The organism is Sporosarcina pasteurii (genome assembly GCF_041295575.1).
Lineage (GTDB): Bacteria > Bacillota > Bacilli > Bacillales_A > Planococcaceae > Sporosarcina > Sporosarcina pasteurii.
Genome location: NZ_CP160452.1, coordinates 790,317 through 814,234 on the forward strand (window position 1 = coordinate 790,317; position 23,918 = coordinate 814,234).

Annotated in this window: 19 protein-coding genes and 1 other annotated feature; of the genes, 13 read left to right on the forward strand and 6 right to left on the reverse strand. The window is 38.7% G+C overall.

Features of this window, described 5'->3' with window-relative positions; translation table 11 throughout:
• Positions 1 to 181 precede the first annotated feature (181 nt).
• The 5 genes from AB1H92_RS03600 to AB1H92_RS03620 all read left to right on the forward strand — a co-directional run bounded on the left by AB1H92_RS03600 (position 182) and on the right by AB1H92_RS03620 (position 8,751).
• Positions 182 to 1,024, forward strand: a complete 843-nt coding sequence (locus AB1H92_RS03600) for a TetR/AcrR family transcriptional regulator (RefSeq protein ID WP_115362367.1) — start codon at positions 182 to 184, stop codon at positions 1,022 to 1,024.
• A 326-nt stretch (positions 1,025 to 1,350) separates the two neighbouring features.
• Positions 1,351 to 2,508, forward strand: a complete 1,158-nt coding sequence (locus AB1H92_RS03605) for an exonuclease SbcCD subunit D (protein WP_115362366.1) — start codon at positions 1,351 to 1,353, stop codon at positions 2,506 to 2,508.
• Positions 2,505 to 5,594: an AAA family ATPase gene (locus AB1H92_RS03610; protein WP_115362364.1), complete on the forward strand. Its 3,090-nt coding sequence runs from the start codon at positions 2,505 to 2,507 to the stop codon at positions 5,592 to 5,594. The genes AB1H92_RS03605 and AB1H92_RS03610 overlap by 4 nt, the downstream gene beginning before the upstream one ends.
• Before the next feature lie 218 nt (positions 5,595 to 5,812).
• A complete protein-coding gene (gene brnQ / locus AB1H92_RS03615; protein ID WP_115362362.1) occupies positions 5,813 to 7,168 on the forward strand; it encodes a branched-chain amino acid transport system II carrier protein in 1,356 nt (451 codons plus the stop codon).
• A gap of 146 nt (positions 7,169 to 7,314) precedes the next feature.
• Entirely contained in the window at positions 7,315 to 8,751 is a 1,437-nt protein-coding gene (locus AB1H92_RS03620; RefSeq protein WP_115362360.1) for a carbon starvation protein A, read from the forward strand.
• A gap of 34 nt (positions 8,752 to 8,785) precedes the next feature.
• Here the strand turns inward: AB1H92_RS03620 and AB1H92_RS03625 are convergent, their stop codons facing one another.
• The 3 genes from AB1H92_RS03625 to AB1H92_RS03635 all read right to left on the reverse strand — a co-directional run bounded on the left by AB1H92_RS03625 (position 8,786) and on the right by AB1H92_RS03635 (position 11,322).
• Positions 8,786 to 9,445, reverse strand: a complete 660-nt coding sequence (locus AB1H92_RS03625; protein WP_115362359.1) for a GntR family transcriptional regulator — start codon at positions 9,443 to 9,445, stop codon at positions 8,786 to 8,788.
• Between the two features lie 242 nt (positions 9,446 to 9,687).
• Positions 9,688 to 10,794: an RtcB family protein gene (locus AB1H92_RS03630; protein WP_172481050.1), complete on the reverse strand. Its 1,107-nt coding sequence runs from the start codon at positions 10,792 to 10,794 to the stop codon at positions 9,688 to 9,690.
• 15 nt (positions 10,795 to 10,809) lie between these two features.
• Positions 10,810 to 11,322 carry a GNAT family N-acetyltransferase gene (locus AB1H92_RS03635; protein ID WP_166739467.1) on the reverse strand — a complete coding sequence of 171 codons (513 nt, stop codon included), beginning with the start codon at positions 11,320 to 11,322 and terminating at the stop codon, positions 10,810 to 10,812.
• 235 nt (positions 11,323 to 11,557) lie between these two features.
• Here AB1H92_RS03635 and AB1H92_RS03640 point away from each other — a divergent pair, with 235 nt between their 5' ends.
• From AB1H92_RS03640 to AB1H92_RS03650, 3 genes are all read left to right on the forward strand, one after another.
• A complete protein-coding gene (locus tag AB1H92_RS03640; protein WP_115362355.1) occupies positions 11,558 to 12,088 on the forward strand; it encodes a 3D domain-containing protein in 531 nt (176 codons plus the stop codon).
• Positions 12,089 to 12,325: 237 nt separating this feature from the next.
• A complete protein-coding gene (locus AB1H92_RS03645; protein ID WP_166739468.1) occupies positions 12,326 to 12,871 on the forward strand; it encodes a DUF4825 domain-containing protein in 546 nt (181 codons plus the stop codon).
• Positions 12,868 to 13,599 carry an SDR family NAD(P)-dependent oxidoreductase gene (locus AB1H92_RS03650; protein ID WP_243835693.1) on the forward strand — a complete coding sequence of 244 codons (732 nt, stop codon included), beginning with the start codon at positions 12,868 to 12,870 and terminating at the stop codon, positions 13,597 to 13,599. Before AB1H92_RS03645 ends, AB1H92_RS03650 begins: the two co-directional genes overlap by 4 nt.
• Before the next feature lie 55 nt (positions 13,600 to 13,654).
• On the opposite strand, the gene AB1H92_RS03655 is transcribed toward AB1H92_RS03650, so the two are convergent.
• Together AB1H92_RS03655 and AB1H92_RS03660 are read right to left on the reverse strand one after the other, a co-directional pair.
• Positions 13,655 to 14,254, reverse strand: coding sequence for a class I SAM-dependent methyltransferase (locus AB1H92_RS03655; protein ID WP_115362351.1), 600 nt, complete (start codon positions 14,252 to 14,254; stop codon positions 13,655 to 13,657).
• Positions 14,251 to 15,210, reverse strand: coding sequence for a TIGR01212 family radical SAM protein (locus AB1H92_RS03660; protein WP_115362349.1), 960 nt, complete (start codon positions 15,208 to 15,210; stop codon positions 14,251 to 14,253). Before AB1H92_RS03660 ends, AB1H92_RS03655 begins: the two co-directional genes overlap by 4 nt.
• A 139-nt stretch (positions 15,211 to 15,349) precedes the next feature.
• On the opposite strand from AB1H92_RS03660, the gene AB1H92_RS03665 reads away from it, so the two are divergent.
• The 4 genes from AB1H92_RS03665 (at position 15,350) to leuS (ending at position 20,737) form a co-directional block, all read left to right on the forward strand.
• Complete coding sequence (locus tag AB1H92_RS03665; protein ID WP_115362347.1) at positions 15,350 to 16,534, forward strand: MFS transporter; 1,185 nt, start codon at positions 15,350 to 15,352, stop codon at positions 16,532 to 16,534.
• Positions 16,535 to 16,639: 105 nt separating this feature from the next.
• Complete coding sequence (locus AB1H92_RS03670) at positions 16,640 to 17,326, forward strand: CoA transferase subunit A (protein ID WP_115362345.1); 687 nt, start codon at positions 16,640 to 16,642, stop codon at positions 17,324 to 17,326.
• A gap of 24 nt (positions 17,327 to 17,350) precedes the next feature.
• A complete protein-coding gene (locus AB1H92_RS03675) occupies positions 17,351 to 18,013 on the forward strand; it encodes a 3-oxoacid CoA-transferase subunit B (protein WP_115362342.1) in 663 nt (220 codons plus the stop codon).
• Positions 18,014 to 18,056: 43 nt separating this feature from the next.
• Positions 18,057 to 18,275 (forward strand) — a binding site (T-box leader).
• Between the two features lie 47 nt (positions 18,276 to 18,322).
• Complete coding sequence (leuS, locus tag AB1H92_RS03680; protein ID WP_115362340.1) at positions 18,323 to 20,737, forward strand: leucine--tRNA ligase; 2,415 nt, start codon at positions 18,323 to 18,325, stop codon at positions 20,735 to 20,737.
• 58 nt (positions 20,738 to 20,795) lie between these two features.
• Here leuS and AB1H92_RS03685 read toward each other — a convergent pair whose 3' ends face one another.
• A complete protein-coding gene (locus tag AB1H92_RS03685) occupies positions 20,796 to 22,061 on the reverse strand; it encodes an NAD(P)/FAD-dependent oxidoreductase (protein WP_115362338.1) in 1,266 nt (421 codons plus the stop codon).
• Positions 22,062 to 22,306: 245 nt separating this feature from the next.
• Here AB1H92_RS03685 and AB1H92_RS03690 point away from each other — a divergent pair, with 245 nt between their 5' ends.
• The gene (locus AB1H92_RS03690) at positions 22,307 to 23,917 is read left to right on the forward strand and encodes a polysaccharide biosynthesis protein (RefSeq protein ID WP_115362336.1); all 1,611 of its coding nucleotides are present in this window, start codon (positions 22,307 to 22,309) and stop codon (positions 23,915 to 23,917) included.
• The last annotated feature ends 1 nt before the right edge of the window (position 23,918 follow it).

Sequence of the window (23,918 nt, forward strand, 5' to 3'; positions counted from 1 at the left end):
GAGCTAGACTATAGATTCATATTAATGACTGCTTGGTCAGAAGTCAACGAATACCATTATACAACTATGGAGATAGTAATAGTACTGACAATGAAAGTGAATGCAAACTAGAAGTGACCGGTCAGTCAAAGGTCAGGCATAACGGTACTTACAATCATTGAAAGGCTGAGGGGTTGTAAATTTGACAGATAGAAAAATATTAATTATTGAAAAGGCAGCAGAATTATTTGCGGAAAAAGGTTTTGATGCAACGTCCGTGCAAGATATAACAGATGCTTGTGGGATCTCAAAAGGTTCATTCTACCTTTCATTCAAATCGAAAGATAATTTATTGTTCTCGATCTTTGAATACTTTACAAATAAATTAATGAAAAGAATGGCCGAACTAAAAGATATCAATATTGAAGCACGTGAACGACTGAAGTTGTTTTTTAAGGTTCAATTCGAAGAAATCGCACGTTATTCGGATTTTATTTTAATGCAAATGAGAGAGCAAACAAATCCAATTAATGAAGAAATGTTACAGCTTATGAACAATATGAGAAGAAGAACCTATCAGTTACAAGAGGATGTACTCCTTGATGTCTATGGAGAAAAAGTTGAGCGTCATCTGCCTGATCTTCATGTGCTATTACACGGAATACTGACAGGATATATTGAAATCATTATTTTTAATAAAGATTCTTTGAATTATGAGGCGTTAGCAAAGTTTTTAGTAGCAAGAACCGATTCAATCGTGGCTGGATTAACCGAACCACTTTTACGTCAGGAGCAATTAATTGGTTTTGAAATCGATATGAATGAGCTACTCCTGTCAACTTCAGAAATAATAGAAGAAATTCGAACGTTAAAACAAGAACGTCTCGAGGAAGATATACAAATCAGTTTGGATGTGATTGAAGAAGAACTGTTATCGGAGACCGTTCGAAAACCTGTTATATTAGGTATGATTTCAAATTTAAAAGAAGATATACGAACTGAAAAGGTAGTGCGTAAACTTCAGTTATACTTAAAAAATCTATAAAATAGATTACCTCAGCTTTAAAAGCGTAGCAATGTTGACTCAGAACATTTCTGCGCTTTTCCTATTGGATTGTTGTATGGGAGTTGACCAGCAACAAATGCTAAATATTAGAATAGCAGGTATAGAAGTTTAAATAAAAAAAGTGACACTTAATTGACTGGAGTGGAAAGCGTCCGCTCGGAACGGAAGTCAATGTTTTAACCAGTAACTCTATCTCAGGAATTATAAGTTGAATTCATTTTTTGACTTATCTAGTGGTGCTTTCACTTTAGTTGTAAAGTGCTGTAAAGTAGGAGTAAGTGTGTATTAAAAAAGGAGAGAGCAACTTGAAAATCTTTCATACAGCGGATTGGCATTTAGGGAAACTTGTTCAAGGTGTTTATATGACGGAAGAACAATCATATATATTAGAGCAGTTTATCGAAGCGATTGAAGAGGAGCAACCTGATGCAGTCATTATTGCAGGTGACTTATATGATCGGGCAGTGCCGCCAACAGAAGCGGTAGCCTTGTTTGACAATGTCCTTAAAAGTATAGTAGTAGACTTAGATGTACCAGTGATCGCAGTTGCTGGCAACCATGACAGTCCTGGTAGACTTCAGTTCGGTAGCCAATTTATGCGAGAAAATGGGTATTACATTGCCGGAAAGATGACGAAAGAAATTAAACCGGTGATTTTAAACGATGAATTTGGTGAAGTTCATTTTCATCTTGTGCCTTTTGCTGATCCTTCAGTCGTTCGGAACCTTTATGATGACGCCGAGATTACGAATCATCAAAGTGCCATGGCAAAAATAATGGAATCGATTTCCGCGAAAATAGATCATAAAGCAAGACATGTATTTGTAGGACATGCTTTTGTGACGCCGCATGGTGAAAGTGAAGAGAATACGAGTGATTCAGAAAGACCAATTGCGATTGGTGGGGCAGAATATGTTTCTGCTCGTTTATTTCAACCATTTCATTATACGGCATTAGGGCATTTACATCAGGCGCATTATGTGTTGAATGAAAACATTCGGTATGCAGGTTCGCCTCTAAAATATTCAATTTCAGAAGAACATCATAATAAAGGATTTTTCATCGTGAGCCTCGACGGGGAAGGTAACACGACGATTGAAAAGAGAGATTTAATTCCTAGAAGAGATATGCGTACAGTAGAGGGAACAATTGAAGAAATAGAAACCCATCCCGTAAGTGAAGATTATGTGTTTGTAAAATTACTAGATAAAACACCGGTATTATACCCAATGGAAAAAGTGCGGGCGATTTACCCGAATGCCATGCATGTAGAACGTAAAATTTACGCGTCTGAATCAAAAACGATCGGTACGGAAAGAAAGAACAGTAGCCAACAAACTGATATGGAGTTATTCCAATCCTTTTATAAAGAAATGAAAGGTGAAGAATTGGACGAGGAAACGAAAAAGCTGTTTGCAGAAGTTCTTCACGAAGTGATGAATGAGGAGGGAGCTGAACAATGAAACCAGTAAAGTTAAAAATGACAGCATTTGGTCCGTATAAAGAAACAGAAGTTATTGATTTTCAGGATTTACAAGAACACCTTTTATTCGTCATTTCAGGGGCAACAGGATCAGGTAAGACAACCATATTTGACGGGATTTGTTTCGCGCTCTACGGGGAAGCGAGTGGCGAAGATAGAACGGATATCCGAGCATTGCGAAGTGATTTTGCGGAAAATGATGTGCAAACTTCAGTCGAACTTGTTTTTGAAATTCATCGTCGTACATACCGAATTATGCGTCAAGTTCCTTATACGAAAATTGGTAATAAAACTGAAACATCTGCGCGCTGTGAGCTTTATGAATTAACAGCAGACGGAGAAGTTCCAGTGGTAGATAGACAAATGGTATCTGAGATTAATAAAAAAATAGAGTCATTAATTGGCTTTACACAAGCGCAATTTAGTCAGATTGTCATGTTGCCGCAAGGAGAATTTCGTAAGTTCTTGACATCTGATACTGAAAATAAAGAACTCATCATGAGAAAAATATTTAAGACAGATCAGTATCGTGAAATTGTCAAACGGCTACAAAAACAGAGGGATGAGGCAAAAGCTAAGTTGGATCAAGAAAGGCAACAAGAAAGAGCACTAGTTGAGCAGATTTCTGCTTCATTGCCAAACAGGGAGTCCGCAATATTTCACTTACTAGCCAGTGAGCATTATAATGCGCAACAAATTATTGAAGGTTTGAATGAAGAGCAGTTATTTTATGAAGAGAAAATTCGTAAGGACAAGGAAGCGTATGAGAAGGCTTATAAAAAACATGGGGAAATGGTGGACCGTTATCATGCTGCCAAATCTATTAATGAGCGTTTTACTGAGTTAGAACAGAGACAAAATACGTACCAACAATTAGTAGAGCAAATTCCTTTATTCGAACAGGAAGCTAAACGTCTTGAAAACGCGGAACGTGCAGTCGCAATCGAACAAATTGAATATCAGTTTGAAGAATTAACAAAAGAACTCGCTGCCAGAGAAGAGACTGTTACGAAATCGATTCATGCCGTTCAAGTAGCTGAAGAAAAGCTAGAGAAAGTGAAAGTTCAATATAAAATAGAAGAGGAAAAGCAGCAACAGTTGGAAGAAGTAAAAGAACAACTAGTCCGACTTCAAGACGCCTTACCCAAAGTGAAGGATTTAGCATCTAAACAACAACGACTTTATATGCTCGAAACTGAACGGAAAAATAATGACCAAAACCTGACAATGTTAACGGAACAGTCGGCTCAAGAGCGCGAGAAAGTTACCCAACTTACTGAACGAATTAACAAGAAGGAAGAAGCGATTATTTCATTAGACGAGAAGGCTGAACTTTTAACGAGTATCAATGAAAAATGTACCCTTGTTGATGAATACATCGCGCTACGAAAGCAAACAGAGATGTATGAGCAAACCAAAAATGCTCAAGCACAACTTTATGAAAATGCTCAATCGGCATATGATCAATTAACGAGCGACTGGTTAATGAATGAAGCTGCTACTCTAGCCGCAAAGCTGCATGAAGGTGAAGCTTGCCCAGTTTGCGGAAGCGCTGACCATCCGCAGAAGGCTCATGAAACTGATACTACCGTATCAAAAGAAGAGCTTGAAGAGAGAAAGAAGCAACTTGTGAATGTGGAAAGGGCCTATCGCATAGCGGATGCAGATTTCCAAAGTTCATTTAAACAGTTACAAAGTAAAGCACAAAGGTTTGCAGACATAGATGTTCATCTTGAGCAAATCGATGACGAAAGTCAAAAGCTACATGAAGAAAAATCCCTTGTTGAAAAAGAAGTGGCTGCGCTTCGGGCAATTAGACAAGAACTAGTCCAACTGAAAGAACAGTTAACGAATCAAAGGAAAGTGGCAGACGAAGCTGCAGACCGTAAACTAGCCATGGAAAGAAAAGTGTATGAAAGCAATGCTACAATCGAAAAAGAGCAAGCTCTTTTTGAACAAATTATACGAGAAATCCCAGAAGAATTAAGAGAACTCACTGTATTAGAGCAAAAAATTAGTGAACTTACAAAGCAAAGAAACACGTTAGAGCATGCTTGGAAAGAAATTCAAAAGCAACTAGAAGAAAGTCGGGAACTTGTCACGTCTACTACAGCAGCGCGAGTACATGCAATTGCATCACGCGATGATACAAAGCTGAAAAAAGAACAGGCAGAGAAAAGATTCAAGGAAGCATTAGAAAAATCAACATTTGCAACAAAACAAGCTTATCAAGAAGCAAAAATGGATGAAGATTCACGTCAAGTTTTACGAACAAAAATTGACGACTTTAAACAACAGTTTTATTCTGTTCGAAAAGCTGTTAAAGAATTATCATCTTTTCTAGAAGGGAAACAAAAACTAGACTTAGAAAAAGTAGAAGTCCTACTAACTGAATTGAAAACTGCATACGAATTCGCTTTACAGGCGTTTAATCAATCAAGTTCCTATTACAAATCAGTTGAGCAGTTGAAAGAACAAATGATACGAGTGACTGAGCAGTTATCAGTTTTAGAAAAGAAGTTCGGACAAGTTGAAGATTTATATGATGTGATTAGAGGGCATAATCATTTGAAATTGTCCTTTGAACGTTATATTCAGATAGAATATCTCGAGCAGATGATCCAATCTGCAAATGAACGTCTTCGAGATGTCTCGAATGGCCAGTTTGAATTGATACGAAGCGATCGACAAGAAGTCCGAGGACGTCAAAGTGGATTAGGACTTGATGTATATGATGCTTATACGGGACAAACCCGTGATGTTAAAACGTTATCAGGCGGAGAGAAATTTAATGCATCCCTTTCATTGGCATTAGGCATGGCGGATATAATACAAAGTTTCCAAGGGGCTGTTTCGATAGATACGATGTTTATTGATGAAGGCTTTGGTACTTTGGATGAGGAATCATTAACAAAAGCGATTGATACATTAATTGATTTACAAAGAGCTGGGCGCATGATTGGTGTTATTTCACACGTAGAAGAATTAAAAGCAGCCTTTCCAGCGATTCTAGAAGTAAAGAAATCGAAAGAGGGGCATAGTCAAACGTCATTTTTAATTAAATAAGTAGTACAACTCCACTTTAACGTGGAGTTTTTTACGCTAGACAGAAAGCTTGGCATCATTAGATGATTTGATAGATTTACTATCTTCTAAAAACAATTGAAAAATGGAAGTTTAATTTTTCTGTAATATATTGCATTATTCGACAGGGCGTTGTATGATAGATTTACTTCAGCGATATATCGCATATAAGTGAGTCGCAACTTAGGGGGAACGGGCTTATGGAAAAGAAACTATCATCTTCGTCGTATCTAGTCATTGGCGTCATGTTATTCGCGTTATTTTTCGGGGCAGGAAATTTAATTTTTCCAGCACAGTTAGGACAAAATGCGGGAACAAATTTATGGCCAGCAATTTTTGGGTTTTTAATTACAGGAGTCGGACTACCGTTTTTAGGAATCCTTGCTATGGGGTATTCAGGAAGCCGGAACTTACAAGAACTTGCTAGCCGTATTCATCCGCTATACGCGGTCATTTTTACATCATTACTTTATTTAACAATTGGACCTTTCTTTGCAGCGCCGCGTACGGGAGCCGTTGCATTTGATATAGCGATTATGCCATTTGTTGGTGATGGTAATGCACAGATTGCATTACTGATTTTCACATTAGTTTTCTTCGGAATTACACTTTGGCTTTCTTTAAATCCAGCGAAAATTGTAGATCGGGTTGGAAAAGTATTATCGCCGGGGATAATCATCTTACTAATCGCTTTACTTGCGATGGTCGTAATCAAACCGATGGGCGCTATTGAAAGTCCACAAGATTCCTATAGTACAGGGGCATTTGTAACAGGGTTTACAGAAGGGTATAACACGATGGATGCACTTGCATCACTTGTTTTTGGAATTATCGTCATTAATGCAATCCGTTCTATGGGTGTGACAAGTAAACGAGGTATTTTAGCTGCAACTGCTAAAACAGGTGTGGTTGCAACAGCGTTCTTAGCCATCATTTATGTAGGAATTGGCTATTTAGGCGCGACAAGCACAGAGAGGTTTGGGCTATTTGATACAGGTGGTCCAGTACTAAGTCAAGCCTCTACTTATTATTTTGGAACGTTTGGATTGGTGTTATTAGGTGTTGTTATTATACTTGCATGCTTAACGACGGCGATCGGTCTTATGACGGCTTGCGGAGAATATTTCCATACATTAATGCCGAAAGTTAGTTACAAAATGTTCGTAGTAATTTTCACAACATTTTGTTTTGTTGTTGCAAACTTTGGATTATCGAATATTATTACCTATTCAATTCCGCTATTAATGTTTATATATCCACTTGCGATTGTATTGATCCTATTAACATTTACGTCATCATTATTTAATCATTCTAGAATCGTGTATGTAGCAGCAACAACTGTTGCGTTTATGATTAGTACAATCGATGGCTTCAAAACGTTCTGTGAGATCATTGGTATTGAATACTTCGAATGGTTAGCGCCAATCGTTAAGTTTTACGAACAGTCATTGCCGTTTTATAATGACGGGCTCGGATGGTTACTTCCAGTTGTTACAACGATGGTGGTGACAGGAATTATCGTTCGATTGCAACAACTAGCAACGGTTCGTGCATAAAATCTCCCTCTCTTTATCAGGTGAAAATGATAGAGGGGGGAGTTTTAATATATATAAATCTTTACGTGAAATGAAATTAGTACTTAACTTAAAAGAGTTAATATTTATAATCATCGATATATTCTTACTTATTAGGAGGGGTGGAAATGGTTACATTTATAGCGTCAATCGTATTGCTAATCGTTGGGTATATGATTTATTCGAAGGTAGTAGAAAAGGCATTTAGTATAGACGATTCACGTCAAACGCCTGCATATACAGTCAATGATGGGATGGACTATGTACCAATGAGTTGGTGGAAAGGTTGGCTCATACAGTTATTAAACATTGCTGGATTAGGACCTATCTTCGGAGCGGTTGCTGGTGCTTTATATGGGCCGGTCGCCTTTATTTGGATAGTGGTTGGAGCAATTTTTGCAGGCGGTGTTCATGATTATTTTTCTGGGATGCTGTCATTAAAACATAAGGGGGCACAATTTCCAGAAATTGTTGGAAAATACTTAGGTCCATTTGCAAAGAAATCGATTATTGGTGTTTCGCTTATCTTAATGATCTTAGTTACCGCAGCGTTTACTGCAGGTCCGGCACAGTTACTTGCACAAGTCACACCTCTTTCCTTTATCGGCGCGATTTTCGTTGTTTTCGCGTATTTCTTTATCTCTGCAATCTTACCGATTAATAAAATAATAGGCAGAATTTACCCGATATTCGGAGCGGTTATTATTATTATGGCGGTCGCAATTGGAGCAGTTCTTGTTTTTGGCAATTATACAATTCCTAACTTAACATTAAGTAATATGCATCCGGGGGAGTTACCTGTTTGGCCCCTTCTAATGGTTACAATTTCTTGCGGAGCCATTTCTGGGTTTCACTCGACACAAAGTCCAATCGTGTCTAGAACGATGAAAAAAGAATCGGAAGGACGTAAAATTTTTTACGGTGCAATGATTGGAGAAGGTGTTATTGCATTAATTTGGGCAGCAGCTGGAATGACATTTTTCGGAGGAACTGGTGGGTTACAATCCGCACTAGCAGCGGGCGGTCCAGCAGGCGTTATTAATGAAATGTCTACCACAATGTTAGGAACGGTCGGCGGTGTTTTAGCGATTCTTGCAATTATAATTCTACCAATTACCACTGGTGATACAGCTCTCCGTTCTTCAAGGATGATTGTCATGGATGCTGTTTCAAAATGGATTGACCCCGATAAAAAGGGTACTGTCATTATGGCAACGGTCTTATTAGGGACACCAGCATTTTTATTGTCGATGATTGATTATACATTTTTATGGAGATATGTAGGTGGGACTAACCAAATCACTGCAACAATTATGTTGTGGGTTGTTGTTTCCTATTTATTAAAAGAAGGAAGAGCCCACGCCCATTATATTGCAGGGATTCCTGCCTTATTTATGACTGGTGTTGTTACGACGTACTTCGTATTTGCACCGGAAGGCCTAAATTTAGACTATACGATTTCGCTAATCATTGGCGGAGCTTTAACATTTGGCGTATTCCTGCTTTACGTTAGACAAATTATCCGTCACAAAGAAATTGCAGCTAAAAATCTAGTATTAGAATAATATTTAAATAAAAAACTGATTTCCATATTGGAAATCAGTTTTTTAATGAGCGAAATTCTTCGATTGCGCGTAACCAGTTTTCACGCATAATTTTCGAGGCAGTTTCACCTTCGCGTTTTTTCATAAGATTAATGATATCAGTGTGGTCTTGAATGGAACTTTCTGTTAAGACGATAGAGTTATGGAAAAATAGTCTTCTTACATGAGCTTGTAAGTTGGATACAAGTGAAGTGATATATGGATTATTCGCTGTATCCCCAATAATTTGATGAAATGCTTCATCGATTTTTAATGCTTTGAAAAACTGCTTATCATGAATTGCTTCAGCAAATTGTTCATTTGTTTCTTCTAGCAGCTGTATCGTTTCATCAGTCAAATTAGGAATCGCGAGTTCTGCTGATAGCGCTTGCAGAACGGCGAGCGGTGGAAGTAAATCGATAATTGAATCTGCTTCGACCTCTGTCACTTGTGTTGCTTTCCCGGGAAACATTTCAACGAATCCTTGAACTTCTAATAGTTGAAGAGATTCGCGAATCGGCGTCCGGCTTACACCTAGCGCTTTTGCGAGTTCAACGTCATTGAGCTTTTCAGAAGGTTTTAATGTTCCATCTATGATCCACTCCTGTATTTGCTGAAATGCATTTTCTTTCGCGGTTAAGCGTCTTGGCCTCTCGAAATTCGTTGGTATGGGCATTGCTGACCAATCCTCCTCACAGAACCATTTTATCTATTATACAACAAGAATGATTTAAACGGTATACAATATATTGCGTTTCAATAAATTATTTAACTTTCAGTTGTCGTTTTTATTAATGAAATTCCTAAATTACTTGTAAAGATACTTTCCAACAGGTTGAATTCTAGTGTGATAAATCGAATTCCCCTCACTATGTTGAAAAGTGAGGGGCGATTTCCTAGTACGAAAAAAACTCGCTGTTAGGCTTTATAATTGTATAAAGGTTTAATAATTTCTACAATTTCTACAGAATCACCAATGTGACGGATGATATCTTCCATCTTCTTATAAGCGAAAGGGGATTCATCGATGGTTGATTTTGTCACAGAAGTACTCCAGACATCTTGCATGGCATCTTCAAATTCCGCAAGCTTTACATGTCTTCTTGCTTGCGTACGGCTCATCGTTCGACCTGCACCGTGAGGACCAGAGAAATTCCAATCAGGGTTTCCTTTTCCGCGACAAATGAGGGAACCATCACGCATATTCATCGGAATGATCACGATTTCATCTTTCTGAGCAGAAATTGCACCTTTTCTTAAAATCATATTGTCCAAGTCAACGTAGTTGTGAATCGTGTCAAATGTATTGATATCATTCCATCCCATGCCCCTCATAATTACTTCTGCCATCGTTTGCCGATTAACAGCAGCATACTGCTGGGCAATTCCAACATCGTGTAAATAATCTTGCATTTGCTCGCCTTCTAAATAGGCGGTATTCCTATCCAAATTTTCACGGTCTGGTCGCGAATCTAATTGCTGAATCGCTAACTCTTGATAATGGTCCGAAATTTGTTTTCCAGGATTACGACTTCCTGAATGAATCACGAGATAAATCTTGCCTTTAGAATCTTCATTTATCTCAATGAAGTGGTTTCCGCCGCCTAGCGTACCAACACTATTTCTCGCTCTTCCTTCATTAATAGGCGCAAGAATTTCAGTGAAGGGTATCTGGTTAGCATTGCGATGAGCCTTTCTACGAATCTTCATGCCGCTTGGCACATTTCTGCGAATGACTTGATCGAGTTTATGAAAATCGATATCTTTTTTCTTAACGTCAATATTCACGCATATCATTCCACAGCCTAAATCAACACCGACAAAGTTAGGGACTATTTTGTCTGTAATTGTCATAGTCGTCCCAACGGTGCACCCTTTACCGGCATGTAAATCAGGCATCATTCGAATTTTAGAGTCTTGGAGAAATTCAAGATTACATAAATCGTATACTTGCTGTTTTGCAGTATCCTCAATCACATCTGTAAATACAATTGCTTCATTATAACGACCTTTAATTTCTATCAAAATTCATGCTCCTTTTTAAATTGTTCTCTTATACCATAAAGAGATATCATTCTTATCTAATGCCGCATACGATTGGCTTTCGTATTGAAGTATAAATCCTCGTGCTTCGTAAAAAGGAATCCCGTATTCATTCCCTTTTGCGACCGCCACCCATTGTTCTTCAGCTCCATAGTTATATTTTTGAATTTTGGTAAAGTGATTGAGCAGACGCGTGCCAACCCCTTTACCGCGCTCCTCAGGATGTAAGTACAACACATAGACCTCTCCATCTGTTTCATCCCTCATCCCACCGCCAATCACACCAATAATATTACCTTTTTCTTCAGCGACGATGTAGCCGTGCCATTTGGCGTTAATGCACGCAATCTCTTCGGAAAGTCTATCCAAATTGTAATATCGATGGATGATTGTCTGGATATTCGATTCAGAAAATATATTTTTGTATGTAAACTGCTGACTTGTAATAAGAACGTCTTGTACATTGTGGATATCTTTTTTAGTAGCTTGACGAATGACAAGAGCATCCAAAATAAGCACCTCGTTTGTAATAATATGGCATCAATTTGTTATCCAATCGAATTTTATTTGTCACTTATCTGTAATGTTCAACAGATAAGCTAGTGATAGTTTAGCGCAGTTCTCATAGGCAAACGATTAACATTGGTCGTCAATAAAAACTCTAGTGCACAATGACTAGGACCAAGTTTGTTAATGCTAAGTACTCTAAATTGCCAAGCGCACTAAAGAATAAGGGGATGAGAAGTTGAAAAAAATTAGTATTGCATTTTTAGTTAGTCTTTGTGTATTTGGATTTGGCATGAAGGAGAGCCTTGCTTCATCGCCGACATATAATGTGAAATCAGGAGATAACTTATATCGTATTTCCTTACTCTATAACACTAGTGTATCAAACTTAAAAACTTGGAACAATTTAAGAAGTGATTTAATCTTTCCAAATCAAAAACTAATCGTTGGAAGCCAAGAAAAGTCTTCCAAGCAAGTGAAGAGTGAATTTACGATGAAATCAACAGCCTATACAGCTTATTGTAATGGATGCATTGGCATTACGAAAACAGGAATTGACCTGCGAAAAAATCCAAATCAAAAAGTTATCGCGGTTGATCCGAAAGTGATTCCACTTGGCACGAAGGGCTTTGTTGAAGGTTATGGATATGCGGTTGCTGGAGATATTGGGAGCGCAATAAAAGGAAATACAATCGATGTATTTTTCCCAACGAGAAGAGAAGCTTTGGAGTGGGGACGTAAAGAAGTGAAAGTACAAGTATTAGATTGAATGTATAAACTACCTGCTAATCTTCATGATTGGCGGGTTTTTTATTACGTTTTTGAATCGATTTAAGGGAGGTGTTGTATAAGGGGAGTGACTAAAGTCCGTATATGTTGAAAAAATAGAGGGACTAAAATTAAAAATGTAACAAAAATATGATTTCATTCCCGTAATCGAAATGTTACAATAATTAGAAGCTAGAAATCTAGAGTGATGTTATTTGACATGAGAGTGGGGGAACAGATGGATAATCGAAGGAAAGTTATGATAGCGTTTTTAATTATCGGGATTCCTTTGTTCATTTGGATTCAATTTTTTGAAGTGCCAAGCAAAGTGAAAATTGGGGAAGAGAAATTACAGCAAGATTCTACCACACATGAATTTGAAAAGGTGACCCAATATGAATCACCGTATATGGGGGATGCATCGAATGTCATCAATTTATTGAATGAATTACCACTCAATCAATATAAAGGCAAGATAGAACTAGATCCAGATACATTATCTCTTCTAGTGAATTATGATATTCACTCAACAGAAATTGAGCACCAAGCAAAACAAGGTGTGATATATAATTCTACAGCAATGTTTGCGCTTATTGAAAACATTCAACAAATCAATATGAAGTTTAAAGATAAAACGTATAGTGTTTCAAGAGACCGTGTGGAAAAGTGGTTCGGGACTACTTTAGTAGATTTTAAGGACCCTAAGGTATTTAAAGAGAAGGTACAAAATCCGTTGAATGAAGACTTCTCAGCATGGTTTGATGCCTATACGGAAGAGGAGTGAGAATAATAGAAATTGTTATTGTAACAGGCGCATCGAAGGGAATCGGTTTATCGTTATTAAAACAATTACAGGAAAAAGAGAAGAAAGTAATTGGCTTAGCGAGGTCAAGGCCGAGTGAAGCAAAGCATTTTGTAACGGTCGACCTTGCAGAAACCGAAAAGTTAGATGGGATTTTATCAGCGGTTATTCATGAGCATATTGCGGAAGCCACATCGTTTACGCTAATTAATAATGCTGGAACTGTAGAACCAATTGGATTAATTGGAACAGTAGAAAGCGCAAAAGTGTCAAATGCTTTATCCATTAATTTAACTGCACCTATGATTTTATGTAATACCTTTATTCGAGAATTAGAAGCATTTAGTGGATCCAAAAAGATCATGAATATTTCTTCGGGTGCTGGTCGGAAACCGTATGAAGGATGGGGATCTTATTGTACGTCAAAGGCGGGGCTCGATCATTTTTCCCGTATTATAGCTGTCGAGCAAGAGCGTGCGTCTAATCCTGTTGAAGTCGTGTCTATCGCACCGGGGATTATTGATACAGGTATGCAAGAGACGATTCGACATAGCAGTGAGGCATCATTTCCGTTACTAAATAGGTTTGTTGAATATAAAGAGCATGGGTTGTTAAGTAGTGCGGAGGAAACAGCGCATAACTTAATCAGCTTTTTGGAAACAGCTGATTTTAAGACAGCTGGACCAATAGCGGATATTCGACATTTATAAGAGAAGAAACGAGTCTTTCCGATATTTAATCTGGAAGACTCGTTTTTATTAACAGTTATCCTTCAATCATTCTTGGTTCATCAAAATCACGTAATTTTTCAATCGCCAATAAAAACGGCGGCTTATTTAGTTGATTAAGCAATTCGTATTTTGCGACGTGAACATCTACCTGATGAAGTTTTGTGACATATTGAAGGAGTGCCTCTCGTTCTTCTTTTCCACCTTCGTGTCCATCGTAAACAGCAATTGTAATCATCCCGTCCTTTTTCAAAAGACCGAGTAATTTATGAATCGCTTCGATTGTAGTATCAGGTTTTGTGATGATAGATAAATCATCACTATATGGCAAGTAGCCTAAGTTAAACATCGCACCACCAATCGGGGCTTGTACATATTTATCAACGTGCGCATGACTATCCAAAACAAGTGTCACGCGTTCAGTTAGCGCTTGTAAACGTTCCGCTGTCGAATCAAGTGCTTGCTGTTGAATGTCAAAGGCAAATACATGACCTTCTTCGCCTACATGCTCAGCTAAAAATTTAGTGTCGTTTCCATTTCCTGCTGTTGCATCGACAACGACTTCGCCTTGCAACACAGTTTGTTCAATCAGCCTTTTTGAAAGCGGTAGAACACGGGGAAGAATAATTTGACTCAAGTTGTCTCAACTACTTTCTCGTAATACTTTCCTTGCCAACTGTTACGGCGTTTTAATTCTTTGTCGATGCCGTTCAATACTTCCCACTTTGTAACGCTCCACATCGGGCCAATCATTAATTCGATTGGGCCATCTCCTGTAATTCGGTGGATAATCATATGAGGCGGCAAAATTTCTAGTTGGTCGACGACGAGGCTGATGTACTCATCCTTATCTAAAAAGCGTAGTTTTCCTTTTTCATATTGTTTAACCATTGGTGTACCTTTTAGTAAATGTAGGAGATGGATTTTAATACCTTGTACGTCTAGCTTTGCAACCTCACGTGCGGTTTCCATCATCATGTCATAATCTTCCCCGGGCATCCCGTTAATAATGTGTGTGCAGACACGAATATTGTGCTTGCGAAGTTTATTAACACCTTCTACATAGGTTGCATAATCATGGGCTCGATTAACAAGTTGGGCCGTTTTTTCATGGACTGTTTGAAGACCTAGCTCCACCCATAAATAAGTTCGCTCGTTTAATTCGGCTAAATACTCAACAACATCATCAGGCAAACAATCTGGACGCGTTGCAATAGAAAGTCCGATAACGCCTTCTTGAGCTAGGGCGGCCTCGAACTTTTCTTTTAAAACATGTAACGGGGCATGAGTATTTGTATAAGCTTGGAAATAGGCCATTGGTTTACCATCTTTCCATTTACGGTGCATCTTCGCTTTAATCTCAGCAAATTGCACGTCAATTGGGTCGACCCGATCTCCAGCGAAATCCCCGGAGCCGGCTACACTGCAAAATGTACAGCCCCCGTACGCTATGGTGCCATCACGATTGGGGCAATCGAACCCAGCATCCAGGGCGACTTTAAATACTTTAAAACCAAATTGATCTTTTAAATGACGTGACCATGTATAGTATCGTTTTCCTTCTGTCGGAAAAGGGAAATTATTATTATCCACTTTCTTCACTCCTCTACCATCAAAGTATAGCATGTTTGAGGATTAAATTACGATTGCGAACCAATGTAAATAGTGCTTGTTCATTTGGCAAGTTAAGATTAAAATTTATATATTATATGATTGCAAAAGGGGGATGAAAATGCCAAGAGCAGTTTGGCTTCTAGTGATAGGAATGCTCGTTAATGTTACGGGAAATTCATTTCTGTGGCCTTTAAACACAATATATATTCATGATTATTTAGGGAAATCGCTCACTGTAGCCGGATTTGTTCTTATGGCTAACCAAGGAGCAGGAGTTATTGGAAATTTACTGGGTGGTTTTTTGTTCGACCGTATTGGCGCCTATAAATCCATTTTAGGGGGCATTGGTCTATCTATACTAGCCTTAATTTGTCTTGTTTTTTGGAATGATTGGCCAACTTATGTTTGGTTGTTAATGGTATTAGGATTTAGCGGCGGAATCATTTTTCCGAGTATGTATGCGATGATCGGTTCCGTATGGCCTGATGGTGGGCGAAAAGCGTTTAATACATTGTATTTATCACAAAATGTTGGTGTTGCCATCGGACCTTCTTTGGCAGGGCTTGTCGCTTCTATTAATATTCATTATATCTTTACAGCGAACTTGTTTTTCTACGCGATTTTCTTTTTTATTGCTTTCTTCGGTTATAAAAATATGGAAACAGCACCGGAATTACATACGAATGTACTAAAAGAACAGGAAAAAATTACGGACAAAGCACCATTCTATGCGTTGCTTATTATTACAGGCGGATATTTACTTACTTGGATTATTTATTCGCAGTGGTCAACAACAATATCGACATTTGCTTTAGATCTTGGCGTCTCATTAAGACAATATAGTTTAATTTGGACGATAAATGGATTACTCATTGTTCTAGGACAACCGCTGATTAGGCCAATTATTAAACGATTGGAACACAAAATTAAAACACAGATGTTAATCGGAATTTTTATCTTTATTATCTCATTTACAGTCGTTGCATATGCTGGATCATTTAAAATGTTTGTGGCTGCGATGGTGATTGTTACGTTTGGTGAAATGTTAATCTGGCCTGCAATTCCAACGATTGCAAATCAGTTAGCACCACGGGGCAGGGAAGGTTTTTACCAAGGAATCGTGAACTCAACCGCGACAATTGGCCGTATGATTGGACCTGTAGCTGGTGGGATTTTAGTCGACCTATACGACATGCGGGTAATGATTTTCATTCTTATAACGTTAATGAGTTTGGCGATTATTACAACGCTTGTATATGATAGGCCCATTAAGAAGGCGGGGTACTCATTGAAAAGTGAATGAGTATTCCTCTGTAATTATTGGTCATTTCCTATTGTTTGATTGCAAGATTGAGATAATTTTGATTTAATGAAAGGGAGAGGGTTAATTTTTAAAGGGGGAAGAAGCATGAAACCTATTTATAGTTCAGCTAAGGAAGCGGTTGCTAATATACAAGATGGTGCGACACTTATGGTTGGTGGGTTTGGACTCGTAGGAATCCCAGAACAACTAATCTTAGCGCTAGTCGAAAAAGGGGTAAAAGACTTAACCATTATTTCGAATAACTGTGGTGTTGACGAGTGGGGACTTGGTCTATTACTTAAAAATAAACAAATTAAAAAAATGATTGGTTCATACGTTGGAGAAAATAAGGAATTTGAACGTCAAGTGCTTTCTGGGGAAATCGAAGTAGAGTTGACGCCGCAAGGAACGCTCGCGGAGAAAATCCGTGCGGGTGGCGCGGGCATTCCTGCATTTTTCACGCCAGCTGGTGTTGGGACAACGGTTGCGGAAGGGAAAGAAGTACGAGAGTTTGACGGAAGAGAGTATGTGTTAGAGGAAGCTCTACATGCGGATTTCTCTCTAGTGAAAGCGGAAATAGCCGATAAATTTGGTAATTTAATTTACAATAAAACGGCGCAAAACTTCAATCCGATGATGGCAGCTGCGGGGAAAGTAACAATTGCAGAAGTAGAAGAAATTGTTGAAACGGGTGATTTGGACCCTGCAACAATTCATACGCCAAGCATTTATGTACAAGGGCTTTTACAGGCAAAGGCAGAAAAACGTATCGAACGTCTTACGACACAATAAGTGAGGGGAAGGGGATTGGAAAGTATGGGGAAAGTGAATTATCGAGAGCGTATTGCGAAGCGGGCAGAAAAAGAAATTGCAGATGGCGATTATGTTAACCTTGGAATCGGTATGCCAACGCTTGTTGCCAACTTTATTTCTGAGGATAAAACAGTCGTTCTACAATCTGAAAACGGCCTGTTAGGGATTGGACCTTATCCAACGGAAGAAACTGTTGATCCAGATTTAATTAATGCAGGAAAAGAAACGGTTACTGCAATTCCAGGATCTGCTTATTTTACAAGTGCAGAATCATTTGGTATGATTCGCGGCGGACATATTGACGTGGCGATTTTAGGTGGAATGGAAGTTTCTGAAAAAGGTGACTTGGCGAACTGGATGATTCCTGGAAAGATGATTAAAGGAATGGGCGGCGCAATGGACCTTGTGCACGGGGCTAAAAAAATCATTGTTATTATGGATCATGTTGCTAAAGATGGTTCAGCAAAGATAAAAAAAGAATGTACGTTACCGTTAACAGGAAAAGAAGTCGTTCATAAAATCATTACGGAACGGGCGTTAATAGAAGTCACTTCTGAGGGACTAGTTTTAAAAGAAGTTTTTGAAGGGTTTACCGTACAAGATATTATAGATTCGACAGATGCAAAGTTAAATATTGAAAATGTTGTCGAAAATGTTCAGTTGTAGTTGTTAAATTTCGTTAATTCGGGTAAGATAGGAGCAAATGTATAAGTTTGCTTTGAAGAGGAATAGTAATCTGTAACGAACACTTTCAGAGAGTCGGCGGTTGGTGGAAGCCGGTAGTGGACAAATAGACGAACTCGCCTTAGAGCATGCATGAGTGAAAATTAGTAACTTATGCCGTTATCCGCGTTAAGGAGACAAGTTGGACGATTCGTCGTCAATTTGGGTGGTACCGCGGGAGTTTGCAAAAAATCTCGTCCCTTCTTTTTTTAGGGACGGGATTTTTTATTTTTAAGGAGGAATTAATGAATCATGAGTTACAATCACGGTCAAATTGAGAAAAAGTGGCAACAGTATTGGGAGGAAAATAAAACGTATAAAATGACGAACGATCCGTCGAAACCAAAGTTTTATGCGCTTGATATGTTCCCATATCCATCGGGTGCTGGACTTCATGTTGGTCATCCGCTTGGTTATATTGCGACAGATATTTTAAGTTCATTCAAACGGAAACAAGGGTATAACGTGCTCCATCCAATGGGCTGGGATGCTTTTGGTTTGCCTGCCGAGCAATATGCACTCGATACCGGTAATGACCCTGCTGAATTTACAGCGAAGAACATTGCAACGTTTAAGCGTCAAATGAAAGATCTTGGCTTTTCATATGACTGGGATCGTGAAATTAATACAACAGATCCGTCTTATTATAAATGGACACAATGGATTTTTATTCAATTGTATAAAAAAGGTTTAGCATATGTTGATGAAGTCGATGTAAACTGGTGCCCAGCATTAGGTACGGTTCTTGCGAATGAAGAAATTATCGATGGACTATCTGAACGTGGCGGACACCCAGTAGAACGTCGTCCAATGCGTCAGTGGGTACTTCGCATAACAGAGTATGCCGATAGACTTCTTGAGGATCTAGATGACCTAGATTGGCCTGAAAGTTTGAAAGATATGCAGCGTAACTGGATTGGGCGTTCAGAAGGTGCTGAATTAACATTTGAAATTGAGGGAACGGATAAAAGTTTCAAAGCATTTACAACGCGTCCAGATACAATCTTTGGTGCAACGTACGCGGTATTAGCACCTGAACATAAATTGGTCAAAGAAATTACGACAGAAATGCAAAAAGAAGCGGTAGAAGCTTATTTGCAAGAAGTGAAACTAAAGAGTGACTTAGAACGTACAGATTTAGCGGATGAAAAGACAGGTGTATTTACAGGCGCTTATGCGATCAATCCGGCAAGTGGCGAAAGGATGCCAATTTGGATTGCTGACTATGTTCTTGTGTCTTACGGGACGGGCGCAATTATGGCAGTTCCTGCACATGACGAGCGTGACTTTGAATTTGCAACGAAGTTCGATTTGCCGATTGTTGAAGTTGTTGAAGGCGGAGATATTTCAAAAGAAGCGTATGTTGGAGATGGACCGCATGTCAATTCGGATTTCTTAAACGGACTTCAGAAAGAAGAAGCGATTGAAAAAGCAATTGCTTGGTTTGTTGAACAAGGTAAAGGCGAAAAGAAAATTTCTTATCGTTTACGTGACTGGCTATTTTCCAGACAGCGATATTGGGGAGAACCTATCCCAATTATTCATTGGGAAGATGGCACAATGACGGCATTGGACGAGTCTGAATTACCATTAGAATTACCGAAAACGTCAAATATCAAACCGAGCGGAACGGGTGAATCACCGCTTGCAAATATTGACGACTGGGTAAATGTTGTAGATCCTGAAACAGGCATGAAAGGCCGTCGTGAAACGAATACGATGCCACAATGGGCAGGTAGCTGCTGGTACTACTTACGTTATATCGATCCAAATAATGATGAGATGATCATTGACCCAGAACTGGCTGAACGTTGGTTGCCGGTAGACATTTATGTCGGTGGGGCAGAACATGCTGTACTTCACTTATTGTACGCACGATTCTGGCATAAAGTGTTATACGATATCGGCGTAGTGAAAACGAAAGAACCTTTCCAAAAATTATTTAACCAAGGAATGATTTTAGGTGAAGGTAACGAGAAAATGTCTAAATCAATCGGAAATGTGATTAACCCGGATGACATCGTTCATTCACACGGTGCGGATACACTTCGCCTGTACGAAATGTTTATGGGTCCGCTTGACGCATCAAAAGCATGGTCAACAAATGGACTTGACGGTGCAAGACGTTTCCTAGACCGTATTTGGCGTCTATTTATGAATGAAGACGGTACGCTTAGCGAAAAAATTAGCGGTGAGCCGGGCGGTGCACTTGAAAAAGTGTATCATCAGACGGTGAAAAAAGTAACGGATGATTATGAAGTGATGCACAATAATACTGCCATTTCCCAAATGATGGTGTTTATAAATGAATGTTATAAAGTTGATCAAGTGCCGACTGCATATGCGGAAGGGTTTGTGAAGTTAATTTCTCCAATCACACCACATCTTGCGGAAGAGTTATGGGAGAAACTCGGTCATACGGATACAATTACGTATGAAGCATGGCCTACGTATGACGAGTCAAGATTAGTAGATGATACAGTTGAAATTGCCGTTCAAATTAACGGGAAAGTTCGTGCACGCATTGAAGTTGCGAAAGACAGCACGAAAGAAGAGCTTGAACAAATTGCGTTAGAAGATGAGAAAGTAAAAGAGTTTATAGCTGGTAAAGAAGTGAAGAAAATTATCGGTATTCCAGGAAGACTTGTGAATATCGTCGCACCATAATTCTCTAATCAAAAAACGCGTATCCTGAGTAGGGTACGCGTTTTTTATTGATAAGTAGTTAGAGAAGCGCAGCATATTGACCTGCGTTCATACCTGCAATTCTCCCGGTGACAAGTGCAGATGTTATATTATACCCGCCTGTATAGCCGTGGATATCTAAGATTTCACCACAAAAGTAGAGGCCATCTTTCTTTTTGGAAGCCATCGTTTTTGGAACGATTTCTTTGGTTGAAACACCGCCTCCTGTCACGAAGGCCCTTTCAATAGGTTGCGTACCATTTACTTCTAAAGTAAAAGATTTAAGTAAACGAGCGAGTGCCCGTAATTTTTCAGAAGATAAGGCGGCCCCAATTTCAGTTGGATCAATTGTAGCGCGCTCTAGTAAAAAATGTAGCCATTTTTCAGGCGCAATGCCTTTTAAAGAATTATTGACTTGTTTTTTTGCATCCTCTTTAACAATTTTGTTAATTTGTTGAAAGATTTCTTCTTCATTTTGTAAAGGAAGTGTGTCAATTTTCATGGTGACTGGCTTGTTGCCGTTTTTCATTCGTTCTTTGACGACAAATTGACTGCACCGTAAAATTGCGGGACCACTTAAACCGAAGTGCGTGAAAAGCATGTCCATCGTATGCGTAACGAGTGTTTTTCCTTTCGCATTTAATACGGATACGGCAGCATCTCGAAGTGCAAGTCCTTGTAGCTCTTTAGAAACGATAAATGGTTCGCTTGATAATAAAGGAACTTCTGTTGGATATATTGTCGTAATGGTATGACCCGCTCGTTCTGCCCATGGATAACCATCCCCAGTGCTTCCGGTTTGGGGAACAGCTTTCCCACCGACCGCTAATACAACTGCATGCGCACGAATTTCTTCTCCGTTATCGAGACGGACACCGAGAATCTTTTCGTCATCCATTAACAGTTTTGCAACTTTTGTTTCTAATTTTAAGTCTACATCTAGTCTTTTCATTTCATCTAATAATGCATTCACAACATCTTTTGCTTTATTCGAAACCGGAAACATTCTTCCATGGTCCTCTTCTTTAAGGGGAACGCCTAAGTTTTCAAAGAAATGAATAATATCTTCGTTGTTAAACACGGAAAACGGTCCATACAAAAAACGACCATTTCCCGGGATGTTCTTAATGATTTCTTCTTGTGGAAGACGATTTGTTACGTTACAGCGGCCTCCACCAGAAATCGCCAGTTTATTTCCTGGCTTTTTTCCTTTTTCAAGAAGAAGGACTTTGCTTCCGTTTTCGGCAGCTGCAATGGAAGCCATCAAACCAGATGGACCCGCACCAATAATAATTACGTCATACATTAATAAAGAACCACACTTTCGTTGAATGTTGTATAATTTATAGTTTGAGTAGATTTCATATTTTTAATAAACAATCACCTAGAATAGGTTGTCGCTAGAAAGCGTTGGATATTTTCCGAACGGTTGTTGCACCAAAGCGCTTCCTTCAGCATGTCTTATTATACATCATTCAATGTTAATGATTGTGTAATGTGGTCGTCAAGGGTAAACTATTATATAGATTTTAGAGAATGGAAGGATTAATTATGTCGTCAAAACTTCTTAAAGGAACCGCCATTTTAACAATCGGGCTGTTTCTTTCGAAAGCACTCGGTCTATTTTACCTCATTCCTTTTTATGCCATCGTAGGGGAAGAAAATATTGGGTTGTACCAATATGCTTATATCCCTTATAACATTGCATTGTCTGTTGCGATTTCCGGTGCGCCGCTCGCGATTTCTAAATTCGTGTCAAAATACAATGCGCTGGGCGATTATGCGACGGGACGTAAAATATTAAGAGGCAGTATGGGGATCATGGTATTTTCGGGGATTGCATCTTTTTTAATTTTATTTTTTTTAGCCGAGCCAATCGCACATCTTGTTCGAACAGACGATGAACAAATTTTTACAGTGGAAGAAATTGCCGGCGTTATCCGTTGGGTCAGCTATGCACTACTAGTTGTTCCAATGATGAGCATTATTCGCGGATTTTTGCAAGGCTATAATAAAATGGAACCGACAGCTGTCTCGCAACTCGTCGAGCAAATCGTCCGTATTGCGGTTGTCTTAATCGGTGGATTTATCGTTGTGAATTTTTTACATGAATCTCCTAAAGTGGCTGTGAATTTTGCAGTTTTTGCTGCGGCGATTGGTGCTGTTGCTAGTCTTGGGGTTTTGTATTATTATTGGAGAAAATATAAACCGGAATTAGATTATCTATTGGCCAAAAGTCCACCGGCAAGTGACGTTACCATTAAAGACATGTATGCAGAAGTTATTACGTATATTATTCCATTTATATTAGTCGGTGTGATTAATCCGCTTTATCAATTTGTAGATATGATTACATTTAATAGTGCGATGAAATCGATAGGACTTGCAGCAGTGTCTGATACATACTTAGGGATGTTGAACTTGTTGACGCATAAGTTTGTGATGATACCCGTGATGGTTGCGACTGGGTTTTCTATGACATTAATCCCAGTGATTACAGGGGATTATACGAAGAAAAACCAAGTTGGAATTACTCGTTCACTTGACCAAACGTACCAAATTATGTTGTATTTAACGGTTCCTATGGTGATTGGATTAGTTCTACTATCTGATGAATTGTATCAGTTTTTATACAGTAAAAGTGATGTCGGAGCCGCAATACTTGCCAGTTATGCACCTGTTGCAGTGCTTTTCGGATTATATACCGTAACTGCCGCTATTTTACAAGGAATTGACCGACATAAGTGGATTGTATTTACCTCTTTATTCGGCTTATTATTGAAATTAATGTTAAACATTCCTCTTATAAAACTATTTGAAACGAATGGAGCAATTATTGCGACAGCGATTGGCTATTCAGCTGCAGTTGGCCTAAACATACTTATTATTACAAAGACGCTTCACTATCATTCAAAATTGGTGTTTAGAAGATTAATTCTCATCGGAATTTTGAATGTCGTCATGTTTATCGCTGTTTTCTTTACGTTAAAAGGATTAAATGCGGTAAACCCTGTAGATGGAAAAATGCATGCGTTGTTGTACATCCTCATTTGTGCGGGGGTAGGCGTCGTCGTTTACGGATATTTATCACTCAAAACAGGTTTAGCTCAAAAGCTCTTTGGTGAGCGATTAACGAGAATTACAAATAAACTCGGATTGTAGG